Source organism: Yoonia sp. MH D7 (assembly GCF_054439475.1).
The window spans coordinates 1,877,677-1,892,508 of record NZ_JBTJCF010000001.1 but is presented as its reverse complement, the minus strand read 5'-3'; the positions used below and the strand labels follow the sequence as shown (position 1 = coordinate 1,892,508).

The 14,832-nt window shown below is 54.3% G+C and carries 14 protein-coding genes; 11 read left to right on the top strand and 3 right to left on the bottom strand.

The window, feature by feature from the left end; all coding sequences use genetic code 11:
• Positions 1 to 4 precede the first annotated feature (4 nt).
• Entirely contained in the window at positions 5 to 628 is a 624-nt protein-coding gene (locus tag ACXLHR_RS09220) for a nicotinate-nucleotide adenylyltransferase (RefSeq protein ID WP_458791166.1), read from the top strand.
• On the top strand, positions 625 to 2,130 hold the full coding sequence (dacB, locus tag ACXLHR_RS09215) for a D-alanyl-D-alanine carboxypeptidase/D-alanyl-D-alanine endopeptidase (RefSeq protein WP_458791165.1): 1,506 nt from the start codon (positions 625 to 627) through the stop codon (positions 2,128 to 2,130). Before ACXLHR_RS09220 ends, dacB begins: the two co-directional genes overlap by 4 nt.
• Here the strand turns inward: dacB and ACXLHR_RS09210 are convergent.
• On the bottom strand, positions 2,127 to 2,546 hold the full coding sequence (locus ACXLHR_RS09210; protein ID WP_458791164.1) for a tellurite resistance TerB family protein: 420 nt from the start codon (positions 2,544 to 2,546) through the stop codon (positions 2,127 to 2,129). The genes dacB and ACXLHR_RS09210 overlap by 4 nt on opposite strands.
• 112 nt (positions 2,547 to 2,658) lie before the next feature.
• Between ACXLHR_RS09210 and ACXLHR_RS09205 the strand changes: the two genes are divergently transcribed.
• The 5 genes from ACXLHR_RS09205 to ACXLHR_RS09185 all read left to right on the top strand — a co-directional run bounded on the left by ACXLHR_RS09205 (position 2,659) and on the right by ACXLHR_RS09185 (position 7,581).
• Positions 2,659 to 4,227, top strand: coding sequence for a lysine--tRNA ligase (locus ACXLHR_RS09205; protein WP_458791163.1), 1,569 nt, complete (start codon positions 2,659 to 2,661; stop codon positions 4,225 to 4,227).
• 64 nt (positions 4,228 to 4,291) lie between these two features.
• On the top strand, positions 4,292 to 4,687 hold the full coding sequence (locus ACXLHR_RS09200) for a DUF4864 domain-containing protein (protein WP_458791162.1): 396 nt from the start codon (positions 4,292 to 4,294) through the stop codon (positions 4,685 to 4,687).
• A 123-nt stretch (positions 4,688 to 4,810) separates the two neighbouring features.
• The gene (locus ACXLHR_RS09195; RefSeq protein WP_458791161.1) at positions 4,811 to 6,724 is read left to right on the top strand and encodes a glycosyl hydrolase family 28-related protein; all 1,914 of its coding nucleotides are present in this window, start codon (positions 4,811 to 4,813) and stop codon (positions 6,722 to 6,724) included.
• A 49-nt stretch (positions 6,725 to 6,773) separates the two neighbouring features.
• The gene (locus ACXLHR_RS09190) at positions 6,774 to 7,100 is read left to right on the top strand and encodes a hypothetical protein (protein WP_458791160.1); all 327 of its coding nucleotides are present in this window, start codon (positions 6,774 to 6,776) and stop codon (positions 7,098 to 7,100) included.
• 100 nt (positions 7,101 to 7,200) lie between these two features.
• Complete coding sequence (locus ACXLHR_RS09185; protein WP_458792515.1) at positions 7,201 to 7,581, top strand: DUF3995 domain-containing protein; 381 nt, start codon at positions 7,201 to 7,203, stop codon at positions 7,579 to 7,581.
• On the opposite strand, the gene ACXLHR_RS09180 is transcribed toward ACXLHR_RS09185, so the two are convergent.
• Positions 7,578 to 8,243 (bottom strand): hypothetical protein, encoded by a 666-nt coding sequence (locus tag ACXLHR_RS09180; protein ID WP_458791159.1) that lies wholly within the window; start codon positions 8,241 to 8,243, stop codon positions 7,578 to 7,580. The two genes, ACXLHR_RS09185 and ACXLHR_RS09180, sit on opposite strands and share 4 nt — an antisense overlap.
• Positions 8,244 to 8,519: 276 nt before the next feature.
• On the opposite strand from ACXLHR_RS09180, the gene acs reads away from it, so the two are divergent.
• Positions 8,520 to 10,475: an acetate--CoA ligase gene (acs, locus tag ACXLHR_RS09175; protein WP_458791158.1), complete on the top strand. Its 1,956-nt coding sequence runs from the start codon at positions 8,520 to 8,522 to the stop codon at positions 10,473 to 10,475.
• A gap of 8 nt (positions 10,476 to 10,483) precedes the next feature.
• Here acs and ACXLHR_RS09170 read toward each other — a convergent pair whose 3' ends face one another.
• Positions 10,484 to 11,047 carry a hemerythrin domain-containing protein gene (locus ACXLHR_RS09170; RefSeq protein ID WP_458791157.1) on the bottom strand — a complete coding sequence of 188 codons (564 nt, stop codon included), beginning with the start codon at positions 11,045 to 11,047 and terminating at the stop codon, positions 10,484 to 10,486.
• 208 nt (positions 11,048 to 11,255) lie between these two features.
• On the opposite strand from ACXLHR_RS09170, the gene ACXLHR_RS09165 reads away from it, so the two are divergent.
• The 3 genes from ACXLHR_RS09165 to ACXLHR_RS09155 all read left to right on the top strand — a co-directional run bounded on the left by ACXLHR_RS09165 (position 11,256) and on the right by ACXLHR_RS09155 (position 14,832).
• Entirely contained in the window at positions 11,256 to 12,893 is a 1,638-nt protein-coding gene (locus tag ACXLHR_RS09165; protein ID WP_458791156.1) for a peptide ABC transporter substrate-binding protein, read from the top strand.
• Positions 12,894 to 12,965: 72 nt separating this feature from the next.
• Positions 12,966 to 13,889: an oligopeptide ABC transporter permease OppB gene (oppB, locus tag ACXLHR_RS09160; RefSeq protein ID WP_458791155.1), complete on the top strand. Its 924-nt coding sequence runs from the start codon at positions 12,966 to 12,968 to the stop codon at positions 13,887 to 13,889.
• Between the two features lie 16 nt (positions 13,890 to 13,905).
• Positions 13,906 to 14,832: an ABC transporter permease subunit gene (locus tag ACXLHR_RS09155; RefSeq protein ID WP_458791154.1), complete on the top strand. Its 927-nt coding sequence runs from the start codon at positions 13,906 to 13,908 to the stop codon at positions 14,830 to 14,832.

Below are 14,832 nucleotides of genomic sequence, written 5' to 3'. Positions count from 1 at the left end.
CTAGGTGGTGCAAGGTGATCCGGTAGCAGGGGCGGGGCAGATTGTTGGCCTTTTGGGGGGATCGTTCGATCCGGCCCACAGTGGACATGTGCATATCACCAAGGCTGCGCTGACGCGGTTCGGTTTGGACCGCGTCTGGTGGCTGGTCAGCCCTGGTAATCCGCTGAAGCAAAAAGGCCCTGCACCGTTGTCGCAACGTCTGACGCATGCCCGCCAGATCATGCAGGATGCACGTGTTGACGTAACCGGTATCGAGGCACGTCTGGGAACACGGTACACCGCGCAGACGCTTGCAAAGTTGAAGCGCCGCTATCCTGATGTGCGGTTTGTCTGGCTGATGGGGGCGGACAATCTGGCGCAATTTCACCTTTGGCAAGACTGGCGCTGGATTATGGAGACGGTGCCTGTCGGGATTTTCGCCCGCCCCGAGGACCGGATTGCGGCGCGTTTATCAAAGGCCGCTTATGTGTATCGCCGCGCCATGCTGCCAGACCACGCATCACATATTTTAGGGGCGCAATCCGCACCTGCATGGTGCTTTGTTAACTTGCCAATGTCGAACCAGTCATCCAGTGCTATTCGCGCCCGTGGTGATTGGAGTGTCGATCTAACCACGAGGTTTCTATGAGTTTACGGTTTTCGCGTCGCGCCATTTTAGCGGCACTTTTCAGCAGCGCGGCTACCGCGGCCCTGAGTGATGCACCTCTGACGTCGCTGCGACCTGTTGAGAGACCGCTGAATGCGGGCAAAATCACGCCAGAGATGCGCCAGAAATTAGCGCAGGTTGTCGCTGCATCGGGTATCTCAGGCGAGGTAGGCATTGTCGTTGCGGATGCAAAAACCGGGATTGTTCTTGATCAGCACAATGCGCAGATGGGCCGGCCCCCAGCAAGTGTCACCAAAGCTGTAACAGCACTTTATGCGCTAGAGGGGTTGGGCGCACAGTTTCAATGGAAAACGAAAGTTCTTGCGGATGGGACTATAAAGGACGGTATTTTAGACGGTAATTTGATTTTGTCGGGTGGCGGTGATCCAAACTTACTGACTGACGAGCTAGCTGCGCTTGCGAAGTTACTTGCAGATACGGGTCTGAAAGAGGTGCGCGGCGCGTTTCAAGTTTATGATAATGCGCTGCCGAACATCGACGAGATTGACGACACTCAGTTGGACCATTTAAGTTATAATCCTTCGCTTTCCGGCCTGAACCTGAATTTCAACCGTGTGCATTTTGAGTGGAAACGGCAAGGTGGTAATTACGCGATCAACATGGACGCGCGCAGCGATCACTATCGACCTGATGTAACTGTGGCGCGGATGCAGGTCATCGACCGTTCTGCGCCGCTTTATACCTACCGTGACGGTGGCGATTATGATCAGTGGACGGTGGCTCGTGGGGCGTTGGGCAATGGCGGGTCACGTTGGTTGCCGGTGCGTTATCCCGCGCTTTATGCGGGCGAGGTTTTTGCGATTTTCATGCGCAGCAATGGGGTTGTTTTAAACGCGCCGGTCGAGGTGGCTGCGCTGCCAGACACTACTATCACCCTCGCGGAGCATAAGAGCGCTGATCTGCGCGAAGTGATGCGGGATATGTTGATGTATTCGACAAACCTGACGGCTGAGGCGGCTGGTTTGGCCGCGACACAGGAACGCGCAGGCCCGTCGCGTAGTTTGCAGGCCTCGGCGCTGGGTATGACGCAGTGGGTTGCGTCGCGCGCAGGGATATCGCCGTCGTTTACGGATCATTCTGGCTTGGGGGATCAGTCGCGTATTTCGGCGGCTGAAATGGTGTCGTTTTTGACAGCACCGGGCGCACAGGCGCAGCTGAATCCGATCATGAAAACCATAGTGATGACCGATGAGGATAAAGCCCGTATTGCGGATCATCCTGCATTGGTTCAGGCCAAAACCGGCACGTTGAATTTTGTTTCGGCGTTGGCAGGGTATATGCGCACAGAAAGCGGGCGCGAGTTGGCATTTGCGATTTTTGCTGCGGATCTAGAGGCGCGCGAACGTGGCAAAGTCGCGGGCGACGAGCAACCCGTGGGGTCGGTCACCTTCAACACCCAAGCAAAACGCTTGCAGCAGGTTCTTTTGCAGCGCTGGGCTGCGCTAAATGATGTCGCTGACTAGAATGTCATATGCCGTGCGCGTGCGCCGCGCTCGATAGCGGCTGCGTAAAGGCGGTCAATGTGAAGTTCGTCGCGAATCTCTTCGAGCATACGCGCTTCTGCGCCTTCGATCGCGCCATCGGCTGCCGCGACGTCGCATGAAAGGGCGTAGGCGGTCTCGAAAAGGCGGGCGTCAAGGGCGTCGCGGATCAGGCCAAAAAGCGCTTCTAACCCGTCCTCTAGTTCAAGAAGATCAAAAACCATTTTGGACACGCGCGGCATACGGTCAGCGTCATAATTTGCAAAGACTGGCAGGTGATTGATTATATTGGATATTTTCACAAGTTCAGCGGTGCGGATGTTTTCGTCAGATGCGGAAACAGCGACCATTAAGGCCACAAGCGCGTCTTGTCCAGTCATCGGGGCGTCTGGCGTCATATCAACATTCCTTTTCATTCTTTTACCGATTTATTGACGCCTAGGCCACTGCACAATAGGGAGGGCGAGGATGGTTGTCATTGGGGCGCCATTTTAACTGTTGAGAGATATCATGACCAATTTGCGTGACGCTGCGATGAATTCCAAGGCCTGGCCCTTTGAAGAAGCCCGCCGTCTGCTCAAACGGTATGAAAAAAAGGCGCCCGAGAAGGGGTATGTCTTGTTTGAAACAGGCTACGGTCCGTCGGGTTTACCACATATCGGCACGTTTGGCGAGGTCAGCCGCACCACGATGGTGCGCCGTGCGTTTGAAATTATTTCCGACATTCCGACAAAATTGCTGTGTTTTTCCGATGACATGGACGGGATGCGTAAAATTCCGGGCAATGTGCCTGATCCCGAGGCGCTTAAGCCCTTTATGCAGCAACCGTTGACGGCAGTGCCTGATCCGTTTGGCACCCACGCCAGCTTTGGCGATCATATGAATGCCAAGTTAAATTCGTTCTTGGATACCTTCGGGTTCGAGTATGAATTTGCGAGTTCAACTGCTTATTACAAAGCGGGCAAGATGGACGATATTTTGCTGCGCTGTGCCGAGCGTTACGATGATATTATGGCGATTATGTTGAAGTCGTTGCGTGAAGAGCGTGCCGAGACCTATTCTATCTTTTTGCCGCTGAGCCCGACAACTGGTCAGGTGCTTTATGTGCCGATGAAGTCGGTGACCAAAGACGGCATGATTACGTTTGATGATGTGGACGGCACCGAGGTGACTCTGTCTGTGACGGGCGGCAATTGCAAGTTGCAGTGGAAGCCGGATTTTGGCGCGCGCTGGGCTGCTTTGGATGTTGATTTCGAGATGTATGGCAAGGACCATGCGACCAACACGCCTATTTACGATGGCATTTGCCGTGTTTTGGGTGGCCGCGCGCCAGAGCATTTCACCTATGAGTTGTTCTTGGATGCCGAAGGCCGCAAGATTTCCAAAACATCGGGCAATGGTTTGACGATTGATGAATGGCTGACCTATGCCTCGACTGAATCGCTGTCTTACTTCATGTATTTGAAGCCGAAGACCGCCAAGCGGATGCATTTTGATGTGATCCCGAAGGCGGTGGACGAGTATCATCAGCAGTTGCGCGCCTATCCGACCCAAGACGATGCAGGCAAGTTGAACAACCCTGTGTTTCATATTCACGGCGCAGATGTACCTGCGTCAGATATGGTTGTGCCTTTTGCGATGCTGTTGAATTTGGCGTCTGTATCAGGGGCCGAGGACAAGGATACGCTTTGGGGCTTTATCCAGCGCTATGCGCCAGAGGCGTCAGCGGCGACGAACCCGCAGATGGATCAGGCTGCCGAATTTGCGGTGCGCTATTACAATGACTTTGTGAAGCCGACCAAAGTGTTCCGTGCGCCAAATGATCAAGAACGTGCGGCGATGGTTGATTTGGTGGCCCGTTTGAAGGTTTGGGACGGCGGGTTGGACGCAGAAGCGTTGCAGTCGATGGTATTCGCGGTTGGCAAAGAGCATGGGTTCGAGCCGCTGCGTGACTGGTTCACAGCGCTTTACGAGGTGTTGTTAGGCGCCAGCCAAGGTCCCCGTTTTGGCGGTTTCATCGCACTTTACGGCGTTGACGAGTCTGTTGCCCTGATCGAGGCGCAACTGGCTTCTGCGTAATTATCGAAACTATTCGGTGTCTTTGACCGTATCTATTATAATGTAGATCAGGTTGGAGGCACCAATGACGCGGATTTTTGCTATTATTCTGGCCGTCGGATTAACGACGGGAGCCGCAGATGCCGACCCGTTGGAAGACGTGATAACCAGCCAATTGGACGCATTTAACGCGCGTGACGCGGACAAGGCGTTTTCTTTTGCCAGTCCGATGATCCAGCAACTATTTGGTACATCCGAAAATTTTGGCGCTATGGTTGCGCGTGGCTATCCGATGGTGTGGGACAACGATTTTGTGCAGTTTCTTGACCGGCGTACGGTCGAGGGTAGCATTTATCAGCGCATGTTAATGCGTGACGCGCAGGGCATTCCTTATATTTTGGAGTATAGGATGATCCCAGAGGGTGCGGGCTGGCAGATTGACGGCGTCGCTATATTGCCCGCCCCGCAGGCAGGTGCATAACATCGTTGCGGTCCCACCGTGACGGTGGGGTCAGAACAGATTTACGCTTGAAGGATACCCCTAGCTCAGAGGCTCCGGCAGATTTCCGGACCACTTTGCACAGATTTCTGGAAAGGGTTATTCATGAATAAAGCGATTACTGACGGGGTCGTCTTTGCGCCACTGCCATTCTCATCGGGCTTGGGGATTTGGTCCAGCGGTGATGGCACGCCGGGGTCTGACACTTATGCGGTCAGCGGGAATGGCGTTTATGTCTCGGCAGATCAGGATTTTGCAGGGTGTCTGGAGGTGTTGAAATCCGCGACCGTGGCCAAAGTCCGCTATATGGGCGAGACCCCGATACTGAAGGGCTGTTACCTACAGGTGCGCGCCAAGGTCAAGGCGGTGGCGGGCCCGATGCCATCTGTGCGTATCGCAGGTTGGGCCGGCTTGCCCGGCGGGTCACATGCGACAGGTGTGGTCGAGGTTGGAGCTAGCACGCAATTGACCACTTACGGCGAGGCTGTTGAAATTACGGCGATTATTGCGACAGCCGACCGCACTGGCGTGGATATGGTCTGGAACGGCATATCTTACGGCCATTTTGGTATCGACCTGACAGGCCCAAGCGGTGGTTTGGTGCGGGTTGATGATATCGTTATCGAAGACGTGACCAACGTGTTTGTGCGCGACATGATGTCGATGGTTGATGTGCGCGACTACGGCGCCAAAGGCAACGGCGCGACAGATGATAGCGCTGCGTTTGAAGCGGCTGATGCGGCGGCGAACGGGCGCGTTGTGCTTGTGTCGGGTGGTGTTTTTAAGCTGGCCCAAGATGTGACCATGGAGAGCAAGGTCCAGTTCGAAGGCACGATCACGCAATCTGCTGACAAACGGTTTATCCTGCAAAAAGGGTTCAATTTTGAAAGTTATTTGAATGCGTTTGGTGACGAAACAACCGCGTTCAAAAAGGCGTTTCAGGCGCTGTTGAATTTTGCAGATCACGAGTCGCTGGATCTGTGCGGACGGCGGATTTCGCTGTCGGGGCCGGTTGATATGCAAGCCGCTGATCCGAGCCGGACCAGTTATGCGACGCGGCGTGTCATTCGCAATGGTCAGTTTCAGGCGGAAACCTCGGCGAATTGGGACACAACGACCGTGACGTCGTTGGGCACTTATGCAACCTCGAACCCGACGCGGCTGACAAATGTGGTTAACGTGGCAAATGTGCCTGTCGGGGCTTTGGTCACGGGGGCAGGTGTCGGGCGCGAAATCTATGTCAGCGGTCGCAATATTGGTGCAAAGATCGTCTATCTGAGCGCGCCGCTTTACGATGCGGCTGGCACACAGAATTTCACGTTTAAGCGGTTCAAATATCTGTTGGACTTTAGCGGCTTCGAGAGTTTGAGCCAGTTTGTTTTGGACGATATCGAGTTCCAAGGTAACGGTTTTGCCAGCGGCGTGATGCTGGCGTCGAGCGGGATCACCTTTCAGGTCCGCGACTGTTTTTTCACCAAACCCAAGGACCGCGGGCTGACGTCTATCGGGACCGGGTGTCAGGGGATGATGGTTGATCGCTGCCAGTTCAATTCCAATGAAACAGCACTTAACGTACAATCGCGCACCTCGATTGCAATGAACACCAATGCAAACGATGTGAAAATTCGTGACAACCGCGTCATGATGTTCCGACACTTTGCGGTCATCGCCGGTGGGCAGTCGCTGATCACTGGTAACCATTGGTTCCAAGGGGATACGCAGCAAAATGGTGTGCGGACGGGTGGCATTGTGATCACCTCTCCGAACCCTGCGACATCGATTAACGGTAACTATATCGACAACAACTTTCTTGAATGGACCAATGAACATAGTGCGGAGCCTGCTTTGGGCGCGCAATTTTCATTTGGCGGGATGACGATTGCTAACAACATTTTCTTTGCCTCCAATGTTGCGAGTTCGTTTAAATTTATCGTGATAAAACGCCTATGGCGTTGGGCATTTCATTCACGGACTTTCGGTTATTGGGAACGTATTTCGCGCGATCAACGGCTTTATTGATCGCGTGGAAAAGGTTGATACGACTTTTTCAGATTTGGAGTTTTCACGCATGCGTGTCGTGAATTTCAGCGGGAATTTGTTCCATGGTGTTTCGGAGGCTGTGTTAAACCCTGCGTCGCTAGAGCATGAACAGCTCACTGCTGCATCGACGTGGACGGCGAATACATCGCCACATCTGCCGTTTGAGGGGCGCGCGCGATATGTGGAATCGGTTACGGTTGATGGTGATCTGCGCAATACAGGCAACGGTCAGGAATATCTGGCGCCGTCTGTGACAACCGGCCAAGGCACCGGACTGCGTTACCTGAAGTTTAACTGGGCGACTGCCGTGAAAGGCAAGGTGCGCTACATTGTGCGCATGGATAACCCGCTATAGCATGTAACGTTACTGAATAAGAAAAGGGGCGCAGTGACGCCCCTTTTTGTTTGCGCGGTTCCGTCTATGCTGGGGTATGGCGATTCTGGTGAACATATTGGTGACGATTCTTGCGATCGTTTCCGCGCTTCATGCGCTTTGGGGGGCGGGATTCTGGTTTCCGATCCGCAACGAAGAACGTCTTGTCCGCTGTGTTGTCGGCGCAGCTGATGCGACACGTATGCCCGGACCGATCCCCTGTGCGCTGGTGTCTGCGGCACTTATCGTGGTGATCTTTGCGCTGAAAGCATCACCAAATGCAGTGCGTGACCTTGTTTTATGGAGCAGTGCGCTGGTTTTCATCGGGCGCGGTCTGCTTGCATGGATGCCGGTCTGGCGCAGGATGACACCGCAACAACCTTTTGCATCACTGGACAGGTGGATCTATGGCCCCACATGTCTGGCCTTGGGGTTTGGCATCGGGATTGTCGTCGCAGGCTAGAATCTCATCCATGTTTCCAGCTTTAGCGCGGACCCACGGTCGCCGGTTAACGCATGCACAGCGCCAAGATGTAGTTTCACGCGGTCGTTGAAACTATAAATAACCGAAGGCGCAAGCTTGGCATAATAGTCATTTGTGAACCCCTGACCGGTTTGAAGTTGCACTGTTGTCGTCCATTGTGCACCCCACTGATGCCCCCACGTCAGATCTATCTTGGGGCGAAACGTGCGTTCACCGGTCCCGTAAGTTGCTGTTGCATCAACAGACAACCAACCCGTATCCAGCCCACGCCCCCATGACAGCCCGCCGCGTAGCAGGGTATCGGTGGGATTGATCGCATCGGCGCGCGTGCCAAACGCGAGGCTTGCTGCGAGTTTGTCGCGCGTCTCGATGTCACCAATCGGAAAGCTTGCGAACAGGAACATTGTACCAATCCGCCCCGCGTCGGCCGTGTGTAAATCTAGTCCCAATGTGACGCGCTCAGACATGCCATATTCGGCATAAAGGGTCGGGTCGTAATGCACCGGTAGCTTTGCGCCATCGGACAGTAAAAAGTTACCGCCTGCTGCGATGAAAATTTCGCCCTTTTCACGCGGCCAGGCACCAGCAACTGTTTCAGACGCCCAGCAAAGAGATAAGATCAGTGTCAGTTTGACTAACATGCGGCACCATGAAGTTATTGCTACTCTTTGCTGGCAGAATTTGGTTAATGCTCAGTTAATACTGATTAACACCCTTTGCGGTGTTAATAATTTTACAAAACCGCATCTGGTGACGTGATATATTTACAAAATTCACCGATCAACATGCTGCATAGGCTTGGAAATCACGCGCAAACCTCACATGATGCGCGCAAGGGGCTGCTTTTGGAGGTAAGAGTAGCGTGATATAGGGGCATCACAGCCCTATAAAACAGCATTGTTATCGGGGGGACCGACATGTCAGATACCACAAAACTATACCCGCCATCCGCAGATATGGCAGCAAACGCACATGTCGATAAGGCGGCTTATGATGCGATGTATGCGGCGTCTATTGCTCACCCGAATACGTTCTGGGCCGAGCATGGCAAACGAATTGACTGGATCAAGCCGTTTACCAAGGTTAAATCGGCTGACTTTACGCTGGGGCAAGTCGCCATTAAATGGTTCGAGGATGGCACGTTAAACGTCGCGGCCAATTGCATTGATCGACACCTCGCGACACGCGGCGACCAGACCGCAATCATCTGGGAACCCGACAGCCCTGACGACGATGCACTGCACATCAGCTACAAAGAGTTGCACGACAAAACCAGTCGCATGGCCAACGTCCTCAAAGATATGGGCGTGACCAAAGGCGACCGCGTGATCCTGTATCTCCCGATGATTCCAGAAGCCGCTTATGCGATGCTTGCCTGCGCGCGTCTTGGTGCGATTCATTCGATTGTTTTTGCAGGGTTTAGCCCCGATGCGCTGGGCGCGCGGATCAACGGCTGCGGCGCAAAAGTTCTGATTACCGCAGACCACGCTCCACGCGGTGGACGTGCCACGCCTTTGAAATCAAACGCTGATACCGCACTACTACACTGCGACGACCGCGTGAAATGTCTGGTGGTCAAACGCACAGGCGCACAAACCACATGGACCGAAGGTCGTGATTTTGACTACAACGCGCTCTCTGCTGCGGCGTCAAACGACTGCCCGCCGACCGAAGTCAACGCAGAAGACCCGCTCTTTATTCTCTATACATCCGGTTCCACCGGTCAACCTAAAGGCGTGGTTCATACCTCTGGCGGCTATCTCGTTTACGCGGCAATGACCCACGAATACACGTTCGACTACAAGCAGGGCGACATCTACTGGTGCACGGCTGACGTGGGCTGGGTCACGGGCCACAGCTATATCGTCTACGGTCCGCTGGCCAACGGCGGCACCACATTGATGTTCGAAGGCGTGCCAACCTACCCCGACGCAGGTCGTTTTTGGGAAGTCTGCGCCAAACATAAGGTCAACCAGTTCTACACGGCGCCCACGGCTTTGCGGGCTTTGATGGGGCAGGGGAACAGCTTTGTTGAAAAACATGATCTGTCCGATTTGCGCATCCTTGGCACCGTCGGCGAGCCGATCAATCCCGAAGCATGGAACTGGTATAATGAGGTCGTGGGCGGAGGCAAATGTCCGATTGTTGACACATGGTGGCAAACGGAAACCGGCGGTCATCTGCTGACCCCGCTGCCCGGTGCTACCGCGACCAAACCGGGATCCGCCACGCTCCCGTTCTTTGGGGTTGAACCTGTTGTGCTGGAACCCACAACTGGCGAAGAGTTACATGAGGACGGCATCGAAGGGGTGCTTTGCATCAAGTCAAGCTGGCCGGGACAAATGCGCACCGTCTGGGGCGATCACGAGCGGTTCGAGAAGACGTATTTCTCGGATTACAAAGGCTACTATTTTACCGGCGACGGATGCCGGCGCGATGCGGACGGCTATTACTGGATCACAGGTCGCGTGGACGATGTGATCAACGTTTCTGGCCACCGCATGGGCACGGCGGAAGTCGAAAGCGCGCTTGTGGCGCATGTCGCCGTCGCCGAGGCTGCCGTTGTGGGTTATCCGCATACCTTGAAAGGGCAGGGCATCTACGCCTATGTCACCTTGATGAACAATCAGGAACCGACAGAAGAGCTGCGCAAAGAGCTTGAAAATTGGGTGCGGAGCGAGATTGGGCCGATTGCTAAGCCCGATCTGATCCAATGGGCGCCTGGCTTGCCAAAAACCCGTTCTGGCAAAATCATGCGCCGCATTCTGCGCAAAATTGCGGAAAATGATTTTGACGCAATGGGTGATATCTCGACGCTTGCCGATCCATCTGTGGTTGAAGAGCTGATCGAAAACCGGATGAACCGCATCTAGGCAGATGTCTACTCGGGCGGACCAAACTTTAAAATGACGGGGACGATCAACTCTTCCTCGTCATTTAAATGACGGTCTAGCAACCGCTCTAATCCGCCCAGTTCCGTTTCAAAAATACCGGCTGCATCCCGCATCGCAGGCCGGTTGTCGCGGGTATTCAGCACGTCATTGGCACTGCCTACAAAATCGTTCAGCCGGGCATCGATGTCATGATGGTCACGGTCCAGAATTGCAAAACCACCTTCAATGCGCGGGTCCAAACTCGCCAGCTTGGGGAAGTAATGGGTGTCCTCAATCGTATGATGCTCGTGCAGGCCCGACACAAACATGTCACCAAAGCGCGATAATCGCTGTGCATATTGACCGGTATCAAACTCGCCATCGATAAAGGTTTGCGCATCTTTCTGCATCTCGTCCACCAGCCTGCGAAACATCAAATGCCGGTCCAGCCAAAACCGGATCAATCCGTCAAATCCCGGATCACGGTCCCACTGCGCGCGCGGATATTCGGCCAATAACACACGCAGTGCATCAGGCAGGCCGTGACGGTCATGCAGGGAGGTCGATGTCATTTTAAGGTCCCGTTTTTAGCATGCTACACCATTTTATCACACTCGCATAAAACAATACCTCGGCGTTTCGCGAAATTCCGTTAGGTCAACTAGAAATTGAGCTTGCCATTTTCTCGTATCGGTCAAACTATGAGACATCAGCGCCTCGATTGCGCATGAGACAAAAGAAACGAGAGCCGTAAACGGCACTCAGAAACGGGAGTTATTCATGACACTGAAATCAACTTTGAAAGCATCAACCGCAGCCATTCTGCTTTTGGGCGCCACCGCAGCTTTTGCCGATAGCCATGCAACCCACCCTGAAACCGGTGAAGCGCTTGCGACCGATCAGACCTTCACCTACCGCGATCTGGACGAAAGCCCGTCCATTGATCCAGGCGTCGCCGAAGATGTGGCTGGCGGCGATATCCTGCGCGACCTGTTTGAGGGCCTGATGAACCAGGACGGCGAAGGTAACCTCGTTCCGGGCGTGGCTACAGGCTACACCGTGTCCGACGACAAGCTGACCTACACATTCACCCTGCGCGACAACGCAAAATGGTCCAACGGAGAACCTGTGACTGCGGGCGACTTTGAATATGCATGGAAACGCGCTGCCTCACCTGAACTCGCATCGCCCTATAGCTGGTATATCGAGTTGATGAGCCTTGAGAATGCCGCAGCCGTCATCGCGGGCGATATGGACACCTCAGAACTGGGCGTGACCGCAACCGACGACCTGACGCTTGTCGTGACACTTAGCAAACCGCTGCCATATTTTCCGCAGATGGTCGTTCACTACACCACATTCCCCGTGCCACAGGCAGTGATCGAAGAATTCGGCTCTGACTGGACCAAGCCGGGCAATATGGTCTCTAACGGCGCCTACGTCCTGTCCGAACACGTCCCGCAAGAACGTTTGGTGCGGACGCGCAACGCGCAATATTGGGACAACGAAAACACCATCATCGAAAAAACCACGTCGCTGATTATCAACGATGAAAACGTGGCACTGACACGCTTCCTTGCGGGTGAACTCGACCGCACCCATGTGCCTGTGGGGCAATTCCCTGCGTTGGAAGCCGCGAACCCCGACGATATCATGTCGGTGCCGGAAGCCTGTTCCTACTATTACACGGTCAACATGACCGATACAGGCAACCCTGCGCTGCAAGATCCGAACGTGCGCAAGGCTTTGTCTTTGGCGGTTGACCGTGATGTGATCGTGGACAACGTGCTGGCTGGCGGCCAAAAAGCGGCCTACACATTTACGCATTGGGCAACTGCCGGCTTTGAAACGCCAGACATCCCAATGGCGTCAATGGAGCAATCCGCACGCAACGAAGAGGCGGCGCAATTGATGGAGGCCGCGGGCTACGGCTCTGACAACCCATTGTCCGTTAAACTGATCTTCAACACATCCGACAGCCACAAAAACATCGCGATTGCGGTCAGCCAGATGTGGAAACAAACCTTGGGTGTGAGCACCGAACTTGGCAACGAAGAATGGCAAGTGTTCCTGGAAACACGCGGCAATCAGGACTATGAGCTTGCACGCGGCGCATGGTGTGCGGACTATAACGAGGCGTCCACCTTCCTTGATCTGATGCAATCCGCATCGGGCTACAACGATGCCAAATATAACAACCCCGACGTTGACGCGCTTCTGGCCGCTGCTAAAACCGCGGACGATCCGCAGGCAGACTACACAAAAGTAGAAGAGTTTATCGCACGCGATACGCCAATCATCCCGATCTACCACTATTCGGCTGATTATATGCTGCGCGGCACCGTCAAAGGTTGGGCCTACGAGAACTTCCAGCAAAACTGGTACTCAAAAGACCTCTACCGCGTAGCCGGTGAATAAGCTTTAAGCGACCTTCGCCGCGCGCCATATCCTTGGCGCGCGGCACCATTTGCTGACAGCCTGGACCCTAATATGTATAGCTTTGTAGCACGGCGGCTTTTGATTGCCGTCCCGACGTTGCTGATCCTCGTCATAATTTCGTTTATTCTGATGTATGCAGCTCCCGGCGGCCCGTTCAATTCCGAGCGCCCCTTGCCCCCCGAAGTACTCGCCAATATCGAGGCAAAATACGGGCTGGACCAACCGTTCTGGAAACGGATTTACGACTACATCGTGGGTGTTGTGTTCCATTTCGACTTTGGCCCCTCGTTCAAATACAAAGATCGCTCGGTCAACGATATTATCGCTCAAGGCTTCCCCGTGACACTCACCTACGGGTCGATTGCCTTTGTCGTGGCCATTGTTGCAGGCGTTAGCCTTGGCGTTGCCGCAGCGATCAAACAAAACTCGTGGCTCGATTATCTGGCCGTTGGTATCTCGGTCGGCGCGCAGGTCTTGCCGAACTTTGTCATGGCCCCGATCCTGCTGTTGACCTTCACCCTCTGGCTTGGATGGTTGCCCGGCGGTGGCTGGAACGGCGGGCAATGGCCCTACCTCGTCATGCCGGTGATTGCACTTTCGACGTCATATATGGCCTCCATCGCGCGCATCACCCGATCGTCAATGTTAGAGGTCCTCAACACCAACTTCATTCGCACAGCCCAAGCCAAGGGCCTGCCCATGCGCCGTGTTATCTGGAAACACGCAATGAAGCCCGCGATGCTGCCTGTCCTGTCTTATCTCGGACCTGCCTTCGTCGGTATGATCACAGGCTCGGTCGTCATCGACAGTTTTTTCTCGACGGGCGGTATCGGCACGTTTTTTGTGAACTCTGCTTTCACCCGCGACTATTCGGTCATGATGGGGATCACCATTCTGGTGGGTGCATTGACCATTTTCTTCAACCTTCTGGTGGATGTGCTTTACGCATGGATCGACCCGAAAATCCGCTATTAGTGAAAGGAAGATCCCCATGCTTCCCACCTCCAAATCCATGGAAGGCGTTGCCCACGCCATCGACGCCTCAGCGATCAGAGGCCGTTCATTATGGGCCGATGCACGCTCGCGGTTCATGCGCAACAAGGCTGCCGTTGTCTCGCTGGTCGTGCTTTTACTGATCGGCGCATTTGCCCTGCTTGGCGGATTTTTGGCGCAGCACGAACGCGATTTCGTTGACTTCTCGTTGATGGGGCGCAATGCGCATATGGGCGTGCCATCGGTCGAGACCGGCCACTATTTCGGCACTGATAACTCTGGCCGTGACCTTTATGCGCGGGTCGTTCAAGGCACAGGTATCTCGTTGATGGTTGGTATCGTGGGCGCGATGGTGGCCGTGGTCGTCGGCACACTATACGGGGCCACCGCCGGGTATTTTGGCGGACGGGTTGACGGGATCATGATGCGTATCGTCGATGTGCTGATGTCGATCCCGTTTATGTTTGTGCTGATCCTGATGCTGGTAATTTTCGGACGCTCGATATTCATGCTGTTCCTCGGCATCGGCCTGATCTCATGGCTCGACATGGCACGTATCGCACGCGGCCAGACCCTCACCATCAAGAACAAGGAATTTGTCGAAGTTGCGGTTGCAACAGGTGTCCACCCGATTAAAATCATCCTGCGCCATATCGTGCCAAACCTGCTGGGCATCGTGATCGTCTACGCAACCTTGCTCGTACCAAACATGATCATCTTTGAAAGCTTCATCAGTTTTCTCGGTCTGGGCGTACAAGAACCCAACACCTCGCTTGGCGCGCTGATCAACGAAGGGGCAGGGACCATGCAATACGGCACCCTTTGGCAAATCGCCTTCCCGCTTTTCTTCTTTGTCGTGACCATCTTCGCATTCTTTTTTGTAGGCGACGGCTTGCGCGATGCCCTCGACCCAAAGGACCGCTGA

Coding starts and splice junctions, on each gene's coding strand:
- dacB (WP_458791165.1), top strand. CDS start 625: ATGAGTTTACGGTTTTCGCGTCGCGCCATTTTAGCGGCACTTTTCAGC.
- ACXLHR_RS09210 (WP_458791164.1), bottom strand. CDS start 2,546: ATGACGCCAGACGCCCCGATGACTGGACAAGACGCGCTTGTGGCCTTA.
- ACXLHR_RS09205 (WP_458791163.1), top strand. CDS start 2,659: ATGACCAATTTGCGTGACGCTGCGATGAATTCCAAGGCCTGGCCCTTT.
- ACXLHR_RS09200 (WP_458791162.1), top strand. CDS start 4,292: ATGACGCGGATTTTTGCTATTATTCTGGCCGTCGGATTAACGACGGGA.
- ACXLHR_RS09195 (WP_458791161.1), top strand. CDS start 4,811: ATGAATAAAGCGATTACTGACGGGGTCGTCTTTGCGCCACTGCCATTC.
- ACXLHR_RS09190 (WP_458791160.1), top strand. CDS start 6,774: ATGCGTGTCGTGAATTTCAGCGGGAATTTGTTCCATGGTGTTTCGGAG.
- ACXLHR_RS09180 (WP_458791159.1), bottom strand. CDS start 8,243: ATGTTAGTCAAACTGACACTGATCTTATCTCTTTGCTGGGCGTCTGAA.
- acs (WP_458791158.1), top strand. CDS start 8,520: ATGTCAGATACCACAAAACTATACCCGCCATCCGCAGATATGGCAGCA.
- ACXLHR_RS09170 (WP_458791157.1), bottom strand. CDS start 11,047: ATGACATCGACCTCCCTGCATGACCGTCACGGCCTGCCTGATGCACTG.
- ACXLHR_RS09165 (WP_458791156.1), top strand. CDS start 11,256: ATGACACTGAAATCAACTTTGAAAGCATCAACCGCAGCCATTCTGCTT.
- oppB (WP_458791155.1), top strand. CDS start 12,966: ATGTATAGCTTTGTAGCACGGCGGCTTTTGATTGCCGTCCCGACGTTG.
- ACXLHR_RS09155 (WP_458791154.1), top strand. CDS start 13,906: ATGCTTCCCACCTCCAAATCCATGGAAGGCGTTGCCCACGCCATCGAC.